Genomic DNA, 20,659 nt, shown 5'->3' with positions numbered 1-20,659 from the left:
TTGAATAAACGGATTTCGCAGGTCAGGCGTGAGCCGCAACCTGTGCTGCCTGACGTAACGCTTGCTGGTAATAAGCAACGGACTGGGAACCGGGGATGACCTGTTTGTCATCCAGGACCATGGCCGGAACCGAATCGATGCCGCGCTGCCGGTAAAACCGTTCGAGTTCGCGCACTGGTTGGCTGAACTCAGCGTTGGCCAGCACCTCTTGTGCACGCTGGCTGTCGAGTCCGACTGCGCCTGCCAGTGTCACCAGCGTGGCGTGGTCATTCGGGTTCTTGCCGTCAGTGAAGTAGGCCTTGAGCAGCGCCTGCTTCAACTCACGCTGACGTCCTTGTGTGGCGGCCCAGAACAGCAGTCGATGGGCGTCGAAGGTGTTGTGGAAATGGCTGCGTTTTTCCAGGTCGAAGTGAAAACCGATCTGCTCGCCGCGCTCAATGATCATCGCGTTGCGATCCGCCACTTGCTCAGCGCTGCGCCCGTATTTGCGCATCATGTGCTCGATGGCGTGCTCACCTTCGGCGGGCATGTCGGGGTTCAGTTCGAACGGTTTGTAGGTCAGCTCCACGTCGACTTCGCCTGCCAGGTTGCGGATCGCTTGCTCCAGAGCGGTGGCGCCCAACGCACACCAGGGGCAAACGACATCCGAGACGAAATCGATTTTCACGGCCCGGCTCATGACTGCGAGTCCGCCAACTGTTGGCGATATTCGGTGGTGGTGATGCCGGCATAACCCCAGTTATCGGTGTCGACTTCTTCGATCACGATGTGGGTGAGTTTCGGATCCTTGTGCAGCACCCGCTGCATCGTTTCGGTGATTTCCTTGATGACCTGGGCTTTTTGCTCCCGGGTCACGCCGTCACGGGTGATGCGTACGCTGATGAAAGGCATGGGGATCGCTCCACTGGCCAGCCCGTCAGGATGATGGGCCGCTGTTGGAGTGAACTTTAAGAAGCCACGCAAGATTGATAAATAGGCTTTGAGGTACATCATTTGTGATGTGGTGTATCAAATGGCTGCGTGCGGTGAAGTGCGCAAGAAGTTGCGCAGTACCTGGCCTGTTTTCATCCGGGAAAGTCTGTGCAGGCCTTATGAACCGCGGCTTTCAGACAAGTGCGCAACTTCTTGCACACCACTGCGCAAAAAGTTGCGCACTTTTATTTGTTTAATCTCGTTTATTCAAAGGTCGGCGTACGGGCTGTTTGTTTAAGGCGTTGAAGAATAATGGTTTTGTGATAGCTGGCATGGAGTTTGATAGCTCAAGCCTGCCCGGACAGGCAATGGTGCCTGTCGGTTGTGTGTTTTAAGCAAGGAGAGCATCCCCATGGCAACACCAGCGTACATGTCCGTTACTGGCGAAAAACAAGGTCTGATCACTGCCGGCGCATTCACCGCCGACTCCGTTGGCAACACCTTTCAGGAAGGTCATGAAGACCAGGTCATGGTGCAGGCTTTCACCCACGACGTGATCATCCCGCGTGACCCGCAATCCGGTCAGCCAACCGGTCAGCGCGTGCACAAGCCAGTGGTCATCACCAAGGTCTACGACAAGGCTTCGCCTCTGCTGCAAGCGGCTCTGACCTCCGGCGAGCGCATGAGCGAAATCGTTATCCAGTGGTTCCGTACTTCTGCTCAAGGCACCCAAGAGCACTACTACACCACCAAACTGGAAGACGCGATCATCGTCGCCATCAACAACAAAATGCACAACTGCCAGGATCCAGGCAACGCGCACTTCACCCATCTGGAAGAAGTGCAGTTCACCTACCGTAAAATCACCTGGACCCACGAAGTCTCCGGTACTTCGGGTTCCGATGACTGGCGTGCTCCGGTCGTTTAATCGCGGCTGATAGTGATACCGACTCGACCAGTCTGACTGGTCGAGTTCACTGTTCGATCAAGGAATTCTTCGCCTCAGGCTCTTGCACCCTGAGGCGTGTTGCAGCACTGCGCGAGGGACAAGGGAATGTTCTCACCGGCCAACCAGCCTCATTTCAATCTGACCGTCGATGGCATCGACAGCGATTTCCAGGTGCTGTCGTTCACCGGTCGTGAGGCCCTCAACACGCCGTTCGAATTCGAGCTGGAACTGGTCAGTGAAAAGGCCTCGATCAACCTCGAAAGCGTGCTGCACAAACTGGCATTTCTTCAGCTGTCGCCAACCGGCACGGGGATTCACGGGTTGGTCTACAGCATCGCCCAGGGCGAGGCGGGCAAGCGCCTGACGCGCTACAAGATTTCCCTGCGCCCGCAACTGGCGTACCTCGCGCACCGGGTCAACCAGCGCATTTTCCAGCAGATGACCGTGCAGCAGATCATCAGCCAAGTGCTGGAAGAACACGGCATCCTCGCCAGCGATTACCACTTCCAACTCAGCGCGATTTACCCCGAGCGCATCTACTGCGTGCAGTACGACGAGTCCGACCTGGATTTCATCCAGCGCCTGTGTGAAGAAGAGGGCATTCACTACCACTTCCAGCACACGTCCAGCGGCCACAAACTGACTTTCGGCGATGACCAGACGGTGTTCCCGAAACTCGCGCCAGTGGCCTATCAGCAGGACTCCGGACTGGTCGCCGACAAACCGGTGGTCAAGCGTTTCGGCCTGCGTCTGGCGACCCGCACCAGTCGCACCACGCGCCGCGATTACGACTTCGTCAAACCGAAGATCGAGCTGGAAAGCGATGCCAAAAGCAGCGCCCAGCCAGACCTCGAAGACTACGATTACCCGGGCCGTTTCGTCGATCGCGAGCGCGGCAAACACCTGGCCAATCGCGCCTTGGAGCGCCATCGCAGCGACTATCGACTGGCCGAGGGCAACAGCGATCAGCCGATTCTGGTCAGCGGGCATTTCCTCGCCCTGACCGACCACGCCAACCCGACCTGGAACGACCTGTGGCTGCTCACCGAAATCTTCCACGAAGGCAAGCAGCCGCAGGTGCTCGAAGAGTCGGTGACCAGCGACACCACCGACCTCAAGGACGATTTCCACCAGGGCTACCGCAATCGCTTCAGCGCCATCCCGTGGGACGTCCCGTACCGTCCGCCGCTCGATCACCCGAAACCGAAAGTCCTCGGCACGCAAAGCGCGGTGGTCTGCGGCCCTGAAGGCGAAGAGATCTACTGCGACCAGTACGGCCGGGTGAAGGTGCAGTTCTTCTGGGACCGCGAAGGCAAGCACGACGACATGACCAGTTGCTGGATGCGCGTCGCGTCGAGCTGGGCGGCCGAAACCTTTGGCTCGATCAATATTCCACGGGTCGGCATGGAGGTGTTGATCACCTTTCTGGAAGGCGATCCCGATCAGCCGCTGATCACCGGTTGCCTGTACCACGGCGCCAATCTGCCGCCGTACAAACTGCCGGATTTCAAGACCCTGGCCACGGTCAAGAGCAAGGAATACAAGGGCAGCCGCGCCAACGAACTGCGCATCGACGATACCACCAGCGAGATCAGCATTGCGCTGCGCAGTGATCACGGTGCGAGTGCAATCAACCTCGGTTACCTGACCCATCCGCGCCCGAGCGGTGGTCAGCCGCGCGGCGAAGGTTTTGAACTAAGAACCGATCGCCACGGCGCCGTGCGTGCGGCGGCCGGTCTGCTCATCACGACTGAGCCGCGCCCGAACGAATCCAAGCACCACAAGGATCTGCCGGAAACCGCTGAACGTCTCGCCACAGCCAGCGATCAGCAGGATGGATTCGCCGTTCAAGCCAAAGAGTTGCAAGCCCAAGAGGCGGGCGACCAGGACGACGTCGCCAAAGCGTTGCACGCCCAGCATCAAGGCGTGCTCGGCAGCGGTCCGGCGAACCTCACCGCCAACGAATTCCCCGAATTCACCGAGCCGCATCTGGTGCTCGCCAGCCCGGCCGGCATCGCCCTGACCACGCCACGCTCCAGCCACATTGCCACCGGCGAACACCTGGCGCTGAGCAGTACCGGCCACACCAGCCTGTCGATCGGCAAACGCCTGCTCGCCAGTGCCAGCCGTGGCATGCGCCTGTTCGTGCAGAGCATGGGCTGGCGTCTGGTAGCCGCGTCCGGCGACATCGACGTACGAGCGCTGAAGGACAGCATCAACCTGCTGGCCAAACTCAACATCACCGCCAATGCCGACCGCATCACCATCACTGCGAAAACCGAACTGGTGATCCAGGGCGGCGGCAGCGCCACCACCTACAACGCCGGCGGCATCACCCACGCCACCAGCGGCCCGTACACTGCGCACGCGGCGAACTTCGCCTACACCGGGGCGAAAAGTCTGGCCGGCGTGTTCCCGGAACCGCCGAAGCCGGGCAAAGGCAATCTGGAATTGTTCAACCAATACGCCGGGCGCCAAGGCATCAAGGACGGCGATTACGAAGTCATCGATGCCCTGGGCAAAAGCATCAAGGGCAAGCTCGACGGCAAGGGTTTCGCCAGCGTCGCCGGTGCTGCACCGGGGCCTGCGCGGGTGCTGTTCGGCAAGGATCCGGCGGATACCTGGAGCGATGGCAGTTACATCGGCAAACCGGAGTGGCCGTTGAATCCACCGGGGGCCGAAGAAGTACCGAGTCAGGTGCAGGCGATGGTCGCGCAGGTGTTGCCGAGCAAGAGTTGGGACATGTTGGAGAAGGGCAAGGACATGGCGCAAACAGGGATGAGTGCGATGCAGACGGCGCAAGGTGCGATGCAAACAGCGCAGCAAGTGAAGGGTGTGGTGCAGGGCGGAGCGGCCGGGTTGCCGAAATTGGCGAGTGCGGCCATGCCGAGTGCTTCGGGGCTTCTAGGGGCGGCGAGCAAGGCGGGCAAGTTGCCGAGCCTGCCAGCGCCGACGATTTCGAAATCTGTTGTTAAAACTCCAAGCCTCCTGACCGGAGAAGTACTGTCATGACTGAAGCAGCCGGTGCGCAAAAACGTGAACCACAGGTCGCCGTTGTACCGTTGAACACTCTGGATGTGCAGGATGTCGGGCGCGGTGCGGCTCGATTTGATGCCTGGCTGCGATCTATCAGTGGCGATGTGGTTACGCTGGATCGTATCAAGGGTGTAGCTGGAGCCCTGCCTGTTGTCGGCAACATCATGGCGCTGGTTGATGCGCTTGGCGATATCGTGACGCTCACCAAAAGCAAGCAGCGCGAACTGCTCGACTGGGTGAGCCTGGGCATCAACCTGATTGGTGTCTTGCCCGCGCCTCCCACGATGGCTGCAGCGCGCATGAGCTTGCGTCCGACCCTGTTTCTTGTTCGTCAGGAACTGCGCAACAGCGTCAAAATGCTGTTGGGCGATTCAATGATTGAAGTATTGGTCGGTCATTTGAATGCAACCATCGTCGGCACGATTGATGACTTCGTCAAACAAGCCCAAGGAAAGCTTTCCGGGATACTCGCTGACGCTGGAAAACTGGGCGAAAGCGCGGTCAGCGAAATTGCCAAAGGGCTTGAGGCCGTCGTCAACGGCAAGCTTGACGCGAAAGGCGATGCACGCGCGGCCAGTCAGAAAATCACCACGGCGGGCAATCAACTGCTCAGTGATCCTAAAGCGGCCATCGGGAACATTTTTGGTGCCGCCTTCAGTGCTTACAAAGCAGTAGGTAAGGGTGTCGCCAACAGTGCAGCCAGGAATCTGCTTCCGGATCAAGCCAAGAAGCTGGTGTTGACGCATACCGGAACCTTGCGAGCCATGGGGCCTGAGATAAAAACCCAACTGAGCAAGTTGGGGGATCCAGGTACACGTCATTCGATCGGCTGGTTATTGCAAATGCTCAGCGGTGCTGTTTTGACGTGGCGCAAGCGCCGTGGGCATGGTCAGAGCGCGAGCGTCAAACCCAATGCGACCAGCAAGGCACAACGCAAGGCCGGGGAAGGTCGATTAGAGGCCTCCAGTCATCAAGCACCGGCCAAAGGTGCAGCCAATCCAAACAAGAACGTCGCTTGTACGGGGACCTGCCACAGTATTAGTTTTTCGCTGGGCTCAGAGCTACTTCGTCATATCGACTTCAGTCTGCCCGGTGCCTTTCCAATCGAGTGGTCGAGAACCTATAACTCTCGACTGGATGCCTATGACCAAGGCTCATTGGGTGCACGCTGGGTAACCGAACTGAGCACACGCTTCGATTGCCGAGAAGAGGGTCTGGTCTTTTTTGGCTCCGATGGCAGAAGCCACGACTACCCACTCCCCAAGGTCGGACTGTTTCACTATGACCCTATAGAGAACGTCACGCTGATCCGCAGCAGAGAAGATCAGTTGCTGTTATGCCACGGCTTTGAGCGCAAGGAAACCTACGTCCGTCATGGTCGGCGCTATCTGTTGGCTGGCGTTGTACTTCGTAACGGTGCCGGGATCATGCTTCATTACGAGCATCGTCACGGTGACGAATCGATCCTGTCGGACTTGATGACTTATCAGGACGAAGTCACTCAAGTGCTTTCGCATCTGGGCACGTTAATTGATGATCACGGACGTCTCACCGGTTTGTGGGAGATCAAGGATGGCGTGCCTCAGCGTCAACTGTGCAGTTATCAATACGACACCTTCGGCAATCTGATTCTGGCCCAGGATGAAAATGGAGCCGCTTGGTCGTATCAGTACGAGCATCACTTGATCACTCGCTATACCGATCGAACCGCCCGGGGCATGAACATCGAATGGCAGGGGCGTGGCGCCGACGCAAAGGCTATTCGGGAATGGGCGGACGATGGCAGCTTCGATACGCGTCTTGAGTGGGATGACAATATTCGTTTGACCTATGTGACGGACGCGTATGGCAACGAGACCTGGCATTACTACGACATACTTGGCTATACCTATCGCATCCGTCATCCGGATGAGCGCTCTGAATGGTACTTTCGTGACGACGCCAAAAATCTGGTTCGTCATGTTCATACAGATGGAAGTACCGATCGCTTCAGCTACGACGCCCGCGGGAACATGGTTGAACACATCCGCCCGGATGACAGCGTCGAGTACTACGCGTTTGACGACCATGATCAACTGATCAAAATCAGTGACGCAGAAGGTGGTCAGTGGCAAAGAGGGTATGACGACCGCGGCAACCTTGTTGAGGCGATAGATCCTTTAGGCAACAAGACGGAGTACGCCTATAACAAGGCCGGACTGCCAATTGCCATCAAAGATGCCAACGGCAATGAAAAAGCGATCGAATACAACGAGGCCGGCCAACTGACCAAGTACGTTGACTGTTCTGGCAAGGCCAGCGCATGGGCGTACGATGCGCGTGGCCAGATGATCTGCTTCACTGACGCCGCCGGACAAAGCACTGAATACGAATACAGAAATGGTCAGCTGGTGCTGATCAAACATCCTGACAAAACGGAAGAGCGTTTTGAGCGGGACGCAGAGGGGCGACTGCTGGCGCACGTTGATGCATTGGGGCAATGCACGACTTGGAGTTATACCGCGGCCGGGTTCGTCAGTGAGCGTGTAGATGCCGCCGAGCAGAGCCTGCGTTACAGCTGGGACCGTTTGGGTCGTCTGGTTGCCTTGGAGAACGAGAACGAACAACGCGCCCACTTTCACTACGATCCGCTTGGCCGCTTGTTGGAGGAGAGGGGGTTCGACGGACGCACGACTCGCTATCAATACAATCCTGAAACCGGGCGCCTGGATAGCAAGTTCAATGGCCAGCGTGTCATCAAGTTCAACTTCGACTCCATGGGGCGCCTGACTGATCGTCATGCAAATCTGGGCGGTGAGTCTCAAAGTGAAGCGTATGCCTATGACGGAAATGGTCGTCTGGTCATGGCTAGCAACGGCAACAGTCGCCTGAACTGGTTTCATGATCCTGCCGGCAATCTTATTCGTGAACACCAGCACTATCTGGATCTCGACATGCCTCTTGTCGCTGTCTGGAAACATGAATACGACGTTCTCAATCTACGCATAGCGACGGTTCGCCCAGACGGGCACAAGGTGAGCTGGTTGACCTACGGAAGTGGCCACCTTCTGGGGTTACGACTGGACGATCATGATCTGATTGCATACGAGCGCGACGATCTGCACCGTGAAGTGGCACGCCATCAAGGTAATCGGCTACTACAAACCCAGAAGTGGGACCCGGCTGGGCGGCTTCAGGAGCAACTGCTGGGGCACTCTGACGACAAATCGACTCTACTCAAGCGCGAGTATAAGTACGATGCAGTGGGCCAGTTGACCGAGATTAACGACACTCGACGGGGCCCATTGGCGTACCGCTACGACCCGGTTGGCCGTCTCATCAGTGCCGTCAGCCGACTGGGCACCGAAACATTTGCATTCGATCCGGCCAGTAATCTGTTGGATGACGCGGTTACGCAGGTTCGAAGACCGCTTGATCAGGACACGCCGCGCAGCAAGTTGCTCGATAACCTCCTGCGTGAATACGCCGGTACTCACTATGAGTACGACGAGCGTGGCAATCTTATCCAGCGATGGCACAACGGAAGTTACAGCCGTATGCGCTGGGATCTGTTTGATCGAATGGTGAATTTCGACGATGCACGTTTGAGTGTCGATTTCGCTTATGACGCGTTGGGCCGGCGCCTGTACAAAAACTCCAATGCTCACTACAAGGAGCGTCCAGAGGCAGGGTCTCAGTGGAATCACAACGAACATGCTCGTAAACAAAGAGAGTTAGGCTGCGGTTTCACGTTATTTGGCTGGGACGGAGATAACCTGGCGTGGGAAAGCAGTCCTGCTCAAGCAGATGACGGAACGGGGAGAACGGTTCATTACGTTTTTGAGCCAGGCACTTACATTCCGGTAGCCCAGGCTGTTTCCAACGGCTCGATACAACTGTCAGGACTGCCCGATTATGTTGGCGACTACACGCTCGACGACGATCCCTTGTGGAATCACCAACCGACTGTACAAAGTTTCGATGCGATTGCCTGGTACCAGTGCGATCGTATGGGGACACCATTAGAACTCACTGATGAGAACGGTGAGATTGCCTGGAGTGCTCACTACAAGGCATGGGGAGAGGTTCGTGAGCAACGTTCCGCTCGAGCACAGCAGTTGGGGTTGGACCCAACCCGATACGTTTCCAGGGGCAGTACCACGATGTCGAGACCGGCCTGCATTACAACCGCCATCGCTACTATGACCCTGGTGTCGGTCGATTCATAAGCAAGGACCCGGTAGGTTATGCAGGTGGTTTGAACACCTACGCTTACGCGCCTAACCCCACAGGCTGGATTGACCCTCTAGGCTTGACGAATACCCCAGACGGTACGGGGAAAACCGTTCCGATGAACAATCTGGGTATTCCCGACAAGAGTCAATTTGCTCCAAAACCTGGCATTACAAAGCCTTACGCTCGAAGTTCGGCGTGTGGGCCTACTACGGCGCAAACCGCCTCGGTACAGGGCCTACCTTGTGTGGTGTGTGGAACCGTGGCGCCTAAAATGGTTGCTGATCACAAAGATGCCTTGGTGGTGGAGTATTATCGAACGGGCACTAACGATGTGACGCATCAGTCCTCGTTGTTGGCTGTGCAGTCACACTGCCCCGTCTGCTCAAAAAAACAGGGTGGGCATGCATCATCGTATTCAAAATGTATGAAAACCAAGCTGGGAATCTGATTTATGCAAAAGGCTGACGCTGTTTATCCGGACCAGGCGCAAACAGAAATCTGTAGCAAGTATGGAATGCCTGTGCAACCGCCCGAAGAGATGGTCGCGATCGCTATTGACTCGCTTGGCAAGTCGCCGATTTATGGCACAAGAGTTCAATTGCCGGAAGACGGCAATATCAGCTGGTTTATTCACTGTGGTGAGTTCTCTGACGCGGATGACTTCTACAAGCCTGTCCATGTTCACCACCTGAGTGAAATGTTGCCTCAGGTTGTGAATTATCTTTGTCTGCCCACTGGCGCAAAATTCATCATCGATACAGCCGGCTATGAAGATGTCTGGATGGCTGAGTAAGGAGTATTGAAGCCGGTTCACCACCGGTTTCGCGTTTGATTGATCCCGTGGATCAATTGGAATATCAGCGGCTTGGTCAAAGGAGTGACAACATGAAAGACGCCATTCGCTTGGGCGACTCCACCACTCACGGTGGCAAGGTCCTCGAAGCCTTCTCCCGGACTGACCTCAATGGCAAGCCGATTGCCGGTGTCGGTCACAAGGTCAGTTGCCCGTTGTGCAAAGGGATATTCCCGATTGCCGAGGGCAGCAGCACCTACACCGTCGATGGCACGCCCATCGCGCTCGATGGCATGAAAACCGCCTGTGGCGCTGCGCTGATTGCCAGTGGCCCGAAGGGTGCGGTCGTCAGCTGAGTGCTGTAATGCCGCTGACGGAGAGCCAGCGGCGTGGCGTTTGACCTTAGTGAAGAAATGTAATTTGAATGCAGTGGGCGGTAGCGGCTGCGGAGGAAGGCAATGACGTCAGGGTTTTCAAGCGAACTCAGAACTCTCTCCGCCAGAGATTTACAACGTTATCCCTCAACTGTAATTCAAGGGAGGGCAGCATCACGTCACCGTCACACTTGGACTCCCGTTCAAGTGTGACGGTGACAAAAGCAAAGCCCAGGGACGAAAGGGCGAAGTGTTGACGTGAGGTCAATACCAGAATCTGGAAGCGAGCCTGCCCGCGGAATTGGCGCATGCGCACCTGCCGGCCACGGCTTCTCAAGCCAGCAACTGCGCGATCCATTCAGCCTGTCGCGTGATCTCTCGTACCTTCGCCTCGGGCAAAGCCTGCTGCGCCCGGGCGAACTGACCGAGGGTCTTTTGCTTTTCGTTCAGTATGCGTTGCCACTTGGCCAGAAACTCTGGCCTGCGTGCCTGCATCTGTAGCGGGCCGAAGTACAGTTCCTGGTCGGAATAGCTCACCGGTTCGGCGCGTTCGGCGACGATGATTTCGTAGTCGAAGCGGTTTTCCCGCAGCACTTCTTCACTGAGGATGCGGTAGCCGTTTTCCATCAGCCACTGGCGCAAGGGTTGTTCACCGCCGTTGGGTTGCAGGATCAGACGTTCCTGGCCGTTGAGGTGAGCCTTGCCGCTGTCGAGGATGTCGCGGATGGTTTCACCGCCCATGCCGCAGACGCTGACGGCGGTGATGCCGTCGTCAAGTTTGATTGCTGCCAGACCATCGGCCCTGCGCACACAGATGTGCTGCTGCAAATCGTTTTCGCGCACAGTGCGTTCAGCCGCGTGGAACGGCGTCGCCGCAACCTCGCCAGCCACGGCCGCGCTGATCAAACCACGACGCATCAGCGCCACCGGCAGATAGCCGTGATCCGAGCCGATATCCGCCAGTCGCGCACCGGCAGGTACGTGGGCAGCCACCCGCTCGAGGCGCATGGACAATGTCTGTTCGTTCAACGGCAACCCCTTGATGGCAGGCAAAGGGGTGCAACTCTGGCGAGCAACGTCGGGCCTGTCAAATCCCGGCGACGGAATTCAATGGCCCATTGGCCGCGCTTAATGGCCAATGGGCGCTGAGGTTTAGCCGGCCAACGTTGCGTTGTCGATCACAAAACGATATTTCACATCGCCCTGGAGCATGCGCTCGTAGGCGTCGTTGATCTGGTCGGCGCGGATCAGTTCGATGTCGGAGACGATGCCGTGCTCGGCGCAGAAATCCAGCATCTCCTGGGTTTCCGGGATGCCGCCGATCATCGAACCGGCAATCGTGCGGCGCTTCATGATCAGGTTGAACACGTTCGGCGACGGGTGCGAGGTGGCCGGTGCGCCGACCAGCGTCAACGCACCATCGCGCTTGAGCAGCACCAGGAATGCATCGAGATCGTGCGGCGCGGCGACGGTGTTGAGGATCAAGTCGAAACTCTTGGCGTGCGCGGCCATTTCTTCGGCATTGCGCGATACCACCACCTCATCGGCGCCCAGCGCTTTGGCCGCTTCGCGTTTGGATTCTGACGTAGTGAATGCAACCACGTGAGCGCCCAGAGCATGGGCCAGTTTGATGCCCATGTGACCGAGGCCACCGATGCCGACCACGCCGACTTTCTTGCCGGGGCCGGCGTTCCAGTGGCGCAGCGGCGAGTAGGTGGTAATACCGGCACACAGCAGCGGTGCGACGGCGGCCAGTTGCGCTTCGGGATGACGGATGCGCAGCACGTAGCGTTCATGCACGACGATGTTTTGCGAATAGCCACCCAGCGTCCAGCCCGGTGCGTCCGGGGTCGGGAAGTTGTAGGTGCCGATCATGCCGTCGCAGTAATTTTCCAGGCCGCTTTCGCAGTCATCGCAATGTTTGCAGCTGTCGACGATGCAACCGACGCCGACCAGATCACCGACCTTGTAGTCCGACACATGTGCGCCGACGGCCGACACGCGACCGACGATTTCGTGTCCCGGTACGCAAGGAAATTGTGTCCCGGCCCATTCGGCGCGTACCTGGTGCAGGTCGGAATGGCAGATGCCACAGAACGCGATGTCGATCTGCACATCATGGGCGGCCGGCGCGCGGCGGTTGATCTGCATCGGCTCAAGGGGTTTGTCGCCCGCGTGGGCGCCGTAGGCTTGTACAAGCATGGGAACATCCTCGATCGGTTTGTCGTAAGGCATTGTTTCTTTTTCAGCGCTGCGGGCACTAGTGCATTCCTGTGCGATTCTTGCCTGATCCTGTGCGTTGTTGTGACATTGCGCGGACAGACGCTGGTGGCGTTTGCAGGTAATCTCCCGATTCACTGACGACAACAAAATCAAAACAGGAGTCATTGATGCAACCAATCCGTCTCGGTCTGGTGGGCTACGGCAAGATAGCCCAGGATCAACACGTCCCGGCAATCAACGCCAATCCGGCTTTCCAGTTGGTCTCCGTCGCCACCCAAGGCAAGCCTTGTGCTGGCGTGGAAAACTTCCAATCGTTGAGTGAGTTGCTGGAAAACGGCCCGTCGGTGGACGCCATTGCCTTCTGCACCCCGCCGCAAGGGCGCTTCGCACTCGTACAGCAAGCCTTGGCCGCCGGCAAACACGTGCTGGTTGAGAAGCCACCGTGCGCCACGTTGGGCGAGGCGCTGGCCTTGGTTGATCAGGCAGCGGAGCAGGGTGTCAGCGCGTTGTTTGCCTGGCATTCACGCTACGCGCCCGGTATCGAAGCCGCGCGCGACTGGCTCGCCTCGCGCACTTTGCAAAGCGTGCAGATCGACTGGAAAGAAGACGTGCGCAAATGGCACCCCGGTCAGACCTGGATCTGGCAACCCGGCGGCCTCGGCGTGTTCGATCCGGGCATCAATGCCTTGTCGATCGTCACCCATCTGCTGGCGCTGCCGCTGTTTGTCGAATCCGCCGAACTGCGCGTGCCGAGCAACTGCCAATCGCCAATCGCTGCGTCGATCAAAATGGCTGATGCGCATCAACTCGATGTGCGTGCGGAGTTCGACTTCGACCATGGCCATGATGAGCTGTGGAGTATCGAAGTTCGTTGCGCCGAGGGTGTTCTGCGTCTGGATAACGGCGGCGCGTTGTTGAGCATCGATGGCGTGCGTCAGGCCGTGTCGGAGGAGGGTGAGTACGCGGCAGTGTATCGGCATTTTCAGCAGTTGATTGGCGACAAGGCCAGTGACCTGGATGTGCAGCCGTTACGGTTGGTGGCGGACAGTTTCTTTGTCGGCAGTCGGGTGTCGGTTGAAGCGTTTTACGATTAGTGCGACGGGCAACGTAACCGGTCAATCGCTCTTTACTTTTTTTGCCTTGCCGACGCTCTATTGAAGGCAGAACGGCGGGAACTGAAAAGCTCCCGCCGTCTGAATTTCTATTCAGCGATTGGCTTCGACCAGACCCGCCTCAATGAAACGTACTGAGCTCTCCATTGCCTGTTGACCTTCTGGCAGCATGGCAGAGTAGAAGTGCCAGGCGTGGAACATGGCAGGCCATACCTCGAGATTGACTCGGACACGGTTGTCCGCCAGATGGCTGGCAAGCCGTATCGCGTCACTCAGCATCAGCTCGTTCTCGCCAATCTGAATCAGAATGGGTGGGAGTCCAGTGACGTCCGCGAAAACCGGCGATGCCAGAGGATGGTTGGCCAGTGTCTCGCCAAGGAATGTTCTGGCAAGAATATCCAGAACAGGCTTGGAATTCAGCGGATCCAGGCCCTCACGGTTGCTCATAGAGGCGCCGGTGTGTTCGAGATTTGCCCAAGGCGAGATCGAAGAACCCACCGCAGGTAACGCAAGCCCTTTGGATTTGGCCGCCACCATCACGCTTACTACCATTGCGCCGCCAGCCGACTCGCCGGAAAACGCGATTTTTTCAGCCGGGATTTTCTGCTCAAGCAACCATTCGTAGGCGCGCAGTGTGTCGTCGATGGATGCGGGGAATTTGTGCTCCGGGGCCAGGCGGTAGTCAGGCATGTATACACGAGCACCCAGCATTTTCGCGTAGTTGCCACCAATGCCGTGGTAGCCATCTGGACGGCCGACAATATACGCCCCGCCATGGATGTACATCACAACTGCGTCGGTCTTGACTTCATCGGGTGTCACCAGGGTCCCTGGAACACCGCCCATGTCGACTGCTTCGAACCTGACGCCGGTGGGCGCTGGATTTTGCGCGAGCATTCCTGCGTAGGCGTCGCGGATATCGCTCATTTTCGTGGTGGTATCAATGCCTTTGAGGACAGGTATCAAATCGCTCAGGCTGTTGGCCCAGGTTTGAACGGCTGCTTTTACTTTCGTATTCATAGTGATCTCGATTGAAGGAGGGCGTTGGATTAGCTAATTGAGATACTATTCTCTTGATTGGGGAATAGGGTTCCCCATAGCGAGTGCCGGGGCGCCCGAACGTTGATCGAGTGAGGAAGTATGGAAATTCATAACCTGAACGACATCGCGGCTTTTGTGAGTTCTGTAAATGCCGGAAGCTTTACCGCAGCTGCCAAGCAATTAGGTCTCACTCGTTCGGCAGTGGGTAAATCGATTGTCAGGCTGGAAGCTCGATTGCAAGTGCGGTTACTCAACCGCACAACCCGCAGTCTGAGCCTGACGGACGACGGTCAGGTTCTCTACGAGCGCTGCGTTGGCATCCTTCAAGATCTTGACGATGTCGAAGATGCACTGGCGTTTCGTCGCTCGACACCCAGTGGGCGATTGCGTATGAGTCTGCCGGTCGCACTGGGTAGGCTTCACGTTCTCCCGCATATCGAATGCTGTCTGAAGGACTGGCCTTCGCTAAGTGTCGACGTTACGTTTTCCGACCGACTGGTAGACCTCATTGATGAGGGGGTTGATCTGGCCATGCGAATTGGCCCGCCGAAAGAGGATTCTCGATTGCTGACACGCACCGTGGCGTACCAGCAGATGATCACCTGTGCTTCACCCCACTATCTGGCTGAGCATCCACGGCCGCAAACGCCCGAAGAACTGTCCACGCACGAATGTCTGCATTTCGTCAGCGGGGGACGATTACTTCCATGGAATTTTCGAGTAGACGGCCAAGCGGTTGCCTTTACTCAAGGTGGGCGGCTACAGATGGACAGCGCGGAAGCGCTGCATGAGTGCGCGATGGCGGGCTTGGGTATTGCGACACTGCCGTCGTACGTAGTGAGCCACCAACTACGCAGCGGCAAGCTTGTTCAACTGCTCGAAGAATACGCTGAGGCCGCAGAACCCATCCGGATCATCTATCCCAGCAAACGACATCTTTCGCCCAAGATCCGCCTGTTCATCGATAAGCTTTTAGACGCGTGGTCTCCTTGTCCGCCGTGGGAACAATGTCTGGTTGATGATATTGGCGCTGTATGAAAAGGGGAGCTGATGCTCCCGGCGGAACGGCTAGTTGCAATGTTGTCAGGAGCGCTGATAGAAGCGTTACAACCGATCACTTGAGGGCAGACGCTCAATCGCATCGGCACCCGCCGTTCAGAAACGATCGAGTCTGAAGCGTTCATCTGCCGTCAGATCAGTCACCTGATGCGTCGTTGCTGGCCGAGCCATCCGCACCACCATCTCCGCTGTCACCGCCGCCTGTGTCAGCCCCAGATGCTGATGCCCAAAAGCAAGCAACACCTTACCTCCACAGACCCGATCAATCACCGGCAACGAATCCGGCAACGACGGTCGAAAACCCATCCACGGCGTCGCCGCTTCAGCGCTCAGATCCCTGCGAAACAAGCCCTGACTCAATCGATGCAACTGCCACGCGCGTTCCATGCTCGGCGGTTTTTCCAGACCGGCGAATTCGACGGTGCCGGCCAGACGCAAGCCTTCGGACATCGGCGTCATGATGAACTTGCGTTCCAGCGAGGTCACGGGGAAGGGCAGTCGGTCGTGTTCCTGAGGCAGCATCAGGTGATACCCGCGCTCGGTGTCCAGCGGTACTTTTTTGCCGGCGAGGGCGGCGGTGAGTTTCGCCGAATGTGCGCCACAGGCGATCAGCACGCGGCGTGCAGTCAGACCGCCATTGCCGGTGGTCAGCGTCACCCCGTGCTCTTGCACATAGCCACCCTGAACCTGCTGCTGTACGAAGCTCACGCCGCTGGCCTTGGCCGCTTCGACCAATTCACACACCACGCGATACGGGTCGATGAAGTGCCCGGTGCGCGGAAAGAACAAGCCGCCCTGAATCTGTTCGCTGAGTTGCGGCGCGGTGTCGCGTATGGCGCCGGCCTGCCAGAGGTCGACCGGCACTTGCTGCTGATGCATCCGGGCCTGTAATGCCTGGATGGTCTGACGCGATTCGGGGCGCTCGAATACCAGTAACGATCCATCGATCTTCAGCAGGTCCGGCCGCTGGATGTCGGCGAGCAAGCGCTGCCAGGCCTCCAGACTGCTTTCATTCAGGGCGCGCAAGCCTGCTACGGTATTCTGAAAAGGCGCCGGGCGCAGATTCAGCAACAGCCGGGTAAACCACGGCAAGGCGCGCGGCAGGTATTTCCAGTCCAGCCGCAATGGCCCCATCGGATCCAGCAGCATGGCTGGCAGGCGCTTGAGGATGGACGCGTCGGCAATCGGAAACACCTGCTCGGTCGCCAGATGCCCGGCGTTGCCGAACGAGGCGCCGTGGCCGGGTGGCTGCTGATCGATCACCACCACACGCAATCCCTGGCGCGCCAGACGCAGTGCACAGGCGACGCCGATGATGCCGGCGCCGACCACAGCAATGTCGTGGGAGACGTTATTGGTCATGGTACTGCGCTTCCCTTTGCCCATCGAGCAGACGTCGCAATTGCAGCGGGTTGTCATGTTTCAACGCTTCAGGCAGCAAGTTCTCCGGGAAGTCCTGATAGCAGACCGGACGCAGAAAACGCAGAATTGCCGCTGTACCCACGGATGTAGTGCGCGAGTCTGAGGTGGCCGGGAACGGCCCGCCGTGAACCATTGCGTCACACACCTCGACGCCGGTGGGCCAGCCGTTGACCAGCAACCGACCGGCCTTGCGTTCCAGTGTCGGCAGCAGGTCGCGTGCCTGTTCCAGGTCTTGCTCATCCAGATGCAATGTCGCGGTCAACTGGCCCTCCAGATGTTCGGTGACCTGGCGGATTTCAGTTTCACTTTCGCATTGCACAATTAATGCAGCTGCACCGAAGGCTTCAGCTTGCAGGCGGTGATCGGCGAGAAACTCGGCGGCTTCGGTCACGAATACACGGGCCTGACATTGATTCGGGCCGTTGCTGCTTAGACCAACACCCGCGATGTTCGCACTGGCATTCTCGGCCAGCGCATTCACGGCAGATTCGTAAGCACTGAAGATGCCCGGTGTGAGCATCGTTTGCGCCGGACTGCGTTGAATAATTTCGGTGGTGGCGCCAATGAATCTGTCCAGCGCCGGTTCTTTCAAGGCAATCACCAAGCCCGGATTAGTGCAGAACTGGCCCGCGCCCAGCGTCAGCGACGCCACAAACCCTTCAGCCAACGCCTGCGTGCGATTCTCCAGCGCCGCAGGAAACAGCAGCACCGGATTGATCGAACTCATTTCCGCGTATACCGGAATCGGCTCGGGCCGTGCTTGTGCCGCTTGAATCAATGCCAGACCGCCGCTGCGCGAGCCGGTGAAACCCACTGCTTTGATCCGTGGATCAGTGACCAGCGCAATGCCCACTTCGCGGCCGGAACCGTACAGCAACGAGAACACGCCTTCCGGCAAACCACAGGTTTTTACCGCCCGAGCGACTGCGCGGCCGACCAGTTCGCTGGTGCCGGGATGCGCACTGTGCGCTTTGACGATCACCGGGCAACCGGCGGCCAGCGCCGATGCGGTGTCACCGCCGGCCACGGAGAACGCCAGCGGGAAATTGCTCGCGCCGAACACCGCAACCGGCCCCAGTGCAATCTGCCGTTGACGCAGATCCGCGCGCGGCAGTGGTTGGCGCTGCGGTTGCGCGCTATCGACGCGCACATCCAGCCACTCACCAGCGCGGACCGTGCGGGCGAACATTCTTAATTGTTGGCAAGTGCGCCCGCGTTCGCCCAATAAACGCGCACGCGGCAGGCCGGTTTCGGTGTGGGCACGCTCGATCAGTTCATCGCCGAGGGCTTCGATTTCCTTGGCAATGCTTTCGATAAATTCGGCGCGGACATTCAGGGTAGTTTCGCGATAAACATCGAACGCTGCCCAAGCCAGAGCACAGGCCTGTTCGACATGCTCGGCCGATCCACCGGCATACGCTGGTTGCAGCGCTTCATCGGTGGCCGGATTGATCCCGTGAATGGCGGCGCGATTGCCCGCAACCGAGTGCTGTCCGATCAGCATGTGGCCCGTCAGAGTCATGGTGTCTTCCTGATGAAAAGGGAAATGCGTGCCGCGTAGCACTACGCATCGCGGCAGGTGAGGCTGAAGTGTCAGGCGAAGCTCTGTTCCGCCGACCAGTTCTCGTACCAGTGACGGAACAGCGAGTACTGCTTCTCGGCATAACGCCGCTGCGAATCGCTCAACGCATCGGTTTCGTTGAAGTGCAGGGTGTATTCCTTGTCGCCGTTGAGCACCATCAGGTGTTTGTAATACAGCACCAGGTCGCAGCCTTCATCGAACGACGACAACACGGCCAGCGCCGATTCCAGCTCCCGCGCCTGACGACGGGCCTTGGCATCACCCTTGGCCGCTTGCTTGCTCAGCGCGACCAGTTGCAGCACCTCGCGGGGCAGCGCGTTGCCGATACCGGTGATCGCGCCGGTGGCGTTGCAGTTGACGAAACCGTGCACCACTTGCGTGTCGACGCCGACCATCAAGGTCACGTCATCGTCCTTCGACGTGATGTTTTCGGCGGCGTAACGCAGGTCGGCGCCACCGCCAAACTCCTTGAAGCCGATCAGGTTCGGGTGCTCGCGGCGCAGTTCGAAGAACAGGTCGGCGCGGGTGGCGAAGCCGTAGTAGGGGCTGTTGTAGATCACTGCCGGCAGGTTCGGCGCGGCTTGCAGAACCGCGGCGAAGTGGGCTTTTTGCGCGGCCGGCGAAGCACCACGGGACAGTACGCGTGGAATCACCATTAAACCCTGCGCGCCAACTTTCGCCGCGTGCGCCGCATGGGCAACCGCTTCGCGCGAGTTCACTGCGCCGGTTCCGACAATGGTTGGAATCCCGGCGGCGACCAGACGCGCCACGCCTTCCTGCCGTTCAGCCTCGGTGAGCAACGGCCAGTCGCCCATCGAACCGCAATAAACCACGGCGCTCATGCCGACATCGATCAGCTCGCGACCCTTGGCCACCAACGCGTCGAAGTCCGGTTTGCGCTGGGCGGTGCATGGGGTCATCAGGGCCGGCATGCAACCGGTGAAGATGTTGTCGCTCATTGCTTTAACTCCTTGGCACATCGTTCAAATTGAGGTGAAAAGTCAGCGCGGCGGCTCAGATGCCCCACGCGAACGGGTCTGCTTCGTCGATCAGCAACGTGCTGTCGGCGGTCATGTAGGCACGGCCGGTGATGAACGGGCGGATGCGTTCGCCATGCCATTCAAAGCGGCCTTCGAACTGGCTGCCGGTGATGCTCGCCTGCACCCAGGTTGCGCCGGGTTGCAGTTTTTCGTCGGCCGCAAGGCAGGCGAGTTTGGCGCTGGTGCCGGTGCCGCAAGGGGAGCGGTCGTAGGCTTTGCCAGGGCACATGACGAAGTTGCGGCTGTCGGCCCGATCGTCATCGGCGAACAGTTCGATGTGATCGATGACGGCACCGTCTTCGCCGAAAATGCCCTGATCTTCGAGGGCCTTGAGCATGGCCCAGGTGTACGCCGTGAGGTGTTCGACGTTGTCCATGGTCAGCGTCTGGCCGTGCTCGGAGACGAGGAAAAACCAGTTGCCGCCGTAAGCGACATCGCCGAATACACGGCCGTAACCCGGCACATCCACCGATACCTGTTTGCGGTGACGATAAGCGGGGACGTTGCCCAAGGTGACGGTTCCGTCGTCATGCAACGTGGCACTGACCGGGCCGACCGGGGTGTCGATCTTGTGGATGCCTGGCTCGATTTTCCCCAGGTACTGCAACGAGTTGATCAGGCCGATGGTGCCGTGGCCGCACATACCCAGATAACCGGCATTGTTGAAGAAAATCACCCCGCACGTGGCGTCCGGCGAGACCGGCGCGCAATACAACGCGCCGACCAGCACATCGTTGCCGCGCGGTTCCAGCAGGCAGGCGCGGCGCCATTGATCATGCTGAGTGCGCAGCGCATCGCGTTTTTCCACCATGCTGTTGCCGGGCAGATTCGGGAAGCCTGTCATCACCAGACGCGTGGGTTCACCGCCGGTGTGGGAATCAATGACGTGTAGTTCTTTCAT

15 protein-coding genes and 1 pseudogene are annotated in these 20,659 nt (G+C 58.4%); 7 read left to right on the top strand and 9 right to left on the bottom strand.

The window, feature by feature from the left end; genetic code table 11:
• Positions 1 to 22 precede the first annotated feature (22 nt).
• Complete coding sequence (locus tag ACOYXE_RS09755; RefSeq protein ID WP_460928936.1) at positions 23 to 679, bottom strand: DsbA family oxidoreductase; 657 nt, start codon at positions 677 to 679, stop codon at positions 23 to 25.
• Positions 676 to 891, bottom strand: coding sequence for a tautomerase family protein (locus ACOYXE_RS09750; RefSeq protein ID WP_016987787.1), 216 nt, complete (start codon positions 889 to 891; stop codon positions 676 to 678). Before ACOYXE_RS09750 ends, ACOYXE_RS09755 begins: the two co-directional genes overlap by 4 nt.
• A gap of 433 nt (positions 892 to 1,324) precedes the next feature.
• Between ACOYXE_RS09750 and ACOYXE_RS09745 the strand changes: the two genes are divergently transcribed.
• From ACOYXE_RS09745 to ACOYXE_RS09725, 5 genes and pseudogenes are all read left to right on the top strand, one after another.
• Entirely contained in the window at positions 1,325 to 1,840 is a 516-nt protein-coding gene (locus ACOYXE_RS09745; RefSeq protein ID WP_127646759.1) for an Hcp family type VI secretion system effector, read from the top strand.
• A gap of 126 nt (positions 1,841 to 1,966) precedes the next feature.
• Positions 1,967 to 4,873, top strand: a complete 2,907-nt coding sequence (locus ACOYXE_RS09740; protein ID WP_460928933.1) for a type VI secretion system Vgr family protein — start codon at positions 1,967 to 1,969, stop codon at positions 4,871 to 4,873.
• Positions 4,870 to 9,203, top strand: a pseudogene (locus tag ACOYXE_RS09735) (RHS repeat-associated core domain-containing protein); the annotation flags it as partial. The gene ACOYXE_RS09740 and the pseudogene ACOYXE_RS09735, both read left to right, overlap by 4 nt.
• 360 nt (positions 9,204 to 9,563) lie before the next feature.
• A complete protein-coding gene (locus ACOYXE_RS09730; RefSeq protein ID WP_116029673.1) occupies positions 9,564 to 9,905 on the top strand; it encodes an immunity protein Imm33 domain-containing protein in 342 nt (113 codons plus the stop codon).
• A gap of 92 nt (positions 9,906 to 9,997) precedes the next feature.
• A complete protein-coding gene (locus ACOYXE_RS09725) occupies positions 9,998 to 10,261 on the top strand; it encodes a PAAR domain-containing protein (RefSeq protein ID WP_011333757.1) in 264 nt (87 codons plus the stop codon).
• A 351-nt stretch (positions 10,262 to 10,612) separates the two neighbouring features.
• Here ACOYXE_RS09725 and ACOYXE_RS09720 read toward each other — a convergent pair whose 3' ends face one another.
• Together ACOYXE_RS09720 and ACOYXE_RS09715 are read right to left on the bottom strand one after the other, a co-directional pair.
• Positions 10,613 to 11,308 (bottom strand): tRNA (adenine(22)-N(1))-methyltransferase, encoded by a 696-nt coding sequence (locus tag ACOYXE_RS09720; protein WP_342794635.1) that lies wholly within the window; start codon positions 11,306 to 11,308, stop codon positions 10,613 to 10,615.
• Between the two features lie 123 nt (positions 11,309 to 11,431).
• Positions 11,432 to 12,481, bottom strand: coding sequence for an NAD(P)-dependent alcohol dehydrogenase (locus ACOYXE_RS09715; RefSeq protein WP_460928930.1), 1,050 nt, complete (start codon positions 12,479 to 12,481; stop codon positions 11,432 to 11,434).
• A gap of 188 nt (positions 12,482 to 12,669) precedes the next feature.
• Here ACOYXE_RS09715 and ACOYXE_RS09710 point away from each other — a divergent pair, with 188 nt between their 5' ends.
• A complete protein-coding gene (locus ACOYXE_RS09710; protein WP_460928928.1) occupies positions 12,670 to 13,596 on the top strand; it encodes a Gfo/Idh/MocA family protein in 927 nt (308 codons plus the stop codon).
• Between the two features lie 111 nt (positions 13,597 to 13,707).
• On the opposite strand, the gene ACOYXE_RS09705 is transcribed toward ACOYXE_RS09710, so the two are convergent.
• Positions 13,708 to 14,634 carry an alpha/beta hydrolase gene (locus tag ACOYXE_RS09705; protein WP_368968442.1) on the bottom strand — a complete coding sequence of 309 codons (927 nt, stop codon included), beginning with the start codon at positions 14,632 to 14,634 and terminating at the stop codon, positions 13,708 to 13,710.
• A gap of 120 nt (positions 14,635 to 14,754) precedes the next feature.
• On the opposite strand from ACOYXE_RS09705, the gene ACOYXE_RS09700 reads away from it, so the two are divergent.
• A complete protein-coding gene (locus ACOYXE_RS09700) occupies positions 14,755 to 15,693 on the top strand; it encodes a LysR family transcriptional regulator (protein ID WP_460928926.1) in 939 nt (312 codons plus the stop codon).
• Between the two features lie 117 nt (positions 15,694 to 15,810).
• On the opposite strand, the gene ACOYXE_RS09695 is transcribed toward ACOYXE_RS09700, so the two are convergent.
• The 4 genes from ACOYXE_RS09695 to ACOYXE_RS09680 all read right to left on the bottom strand — a co-directional run bounded on the left by ACOYXE_RS09695 (position 15,811) and on the right by ACOYXE_RS09680 (position 20,659).
• Positions 15,811 to 17,076, bottom strand: coding sequence for an NAD(P)/FAD-dependent oxidoreductase (locus ACOYXE_RS09695; protein WP_460928924.1), 1,266 nt, complete (start codon positions 17,074 to 17,076; stop codon positions 15,811 to 15,813).
• Positions 17,066 to 18,658, bottom strand: coding sequence for an aldehyde dehydrogenase (NADP(+)) (locus ACOYXE_RS09690; protein ID WP_460928922.1), 1,593 nt, complete (start codon positions 18,656 to 18,658; stop codon positions 17,066 to 17,068). Before ACOYXE_RS09690 ends, ACOYXE_RS09695 begins: the two co-directional genes overlap by 11 nt.
• Before the next feature lie 71 nt (positions 18,659 to 18,729).
• Complete coding sequence (locus tag ACOYXE_RS09685) at positions 18,730 to 19,677, bottom strand: dihydrodipicolinate synthase family protein (protein WP_460928920.1); 948 nt, start codon at positions 19,675 to 19,677, stop codon at positions 18,730 to 18,732.
• A 55-nt stretch (positions 19,678 to 19,732) separates the two neighbouring features.
• Positions 19,733 to 20,659 (bottom strand): 4-hydroxyproline epimerase, encoded by a 927-nt coding sequence (locus tag ACOYXE_RS09680; RefSeq protein ID WP_160057534.1) that lies wholly within the window; start codon positions 20,657 to 20,659, stop codon positions 19,733 to 19,735.

This window comes from Pseudomonas sp. MC6 (assembly GCF_054790575.1).
Note: the sequence above shows the minus strand (reverse complement) of the source record. Positions and strands in the feature narration are given on the sequence as shown.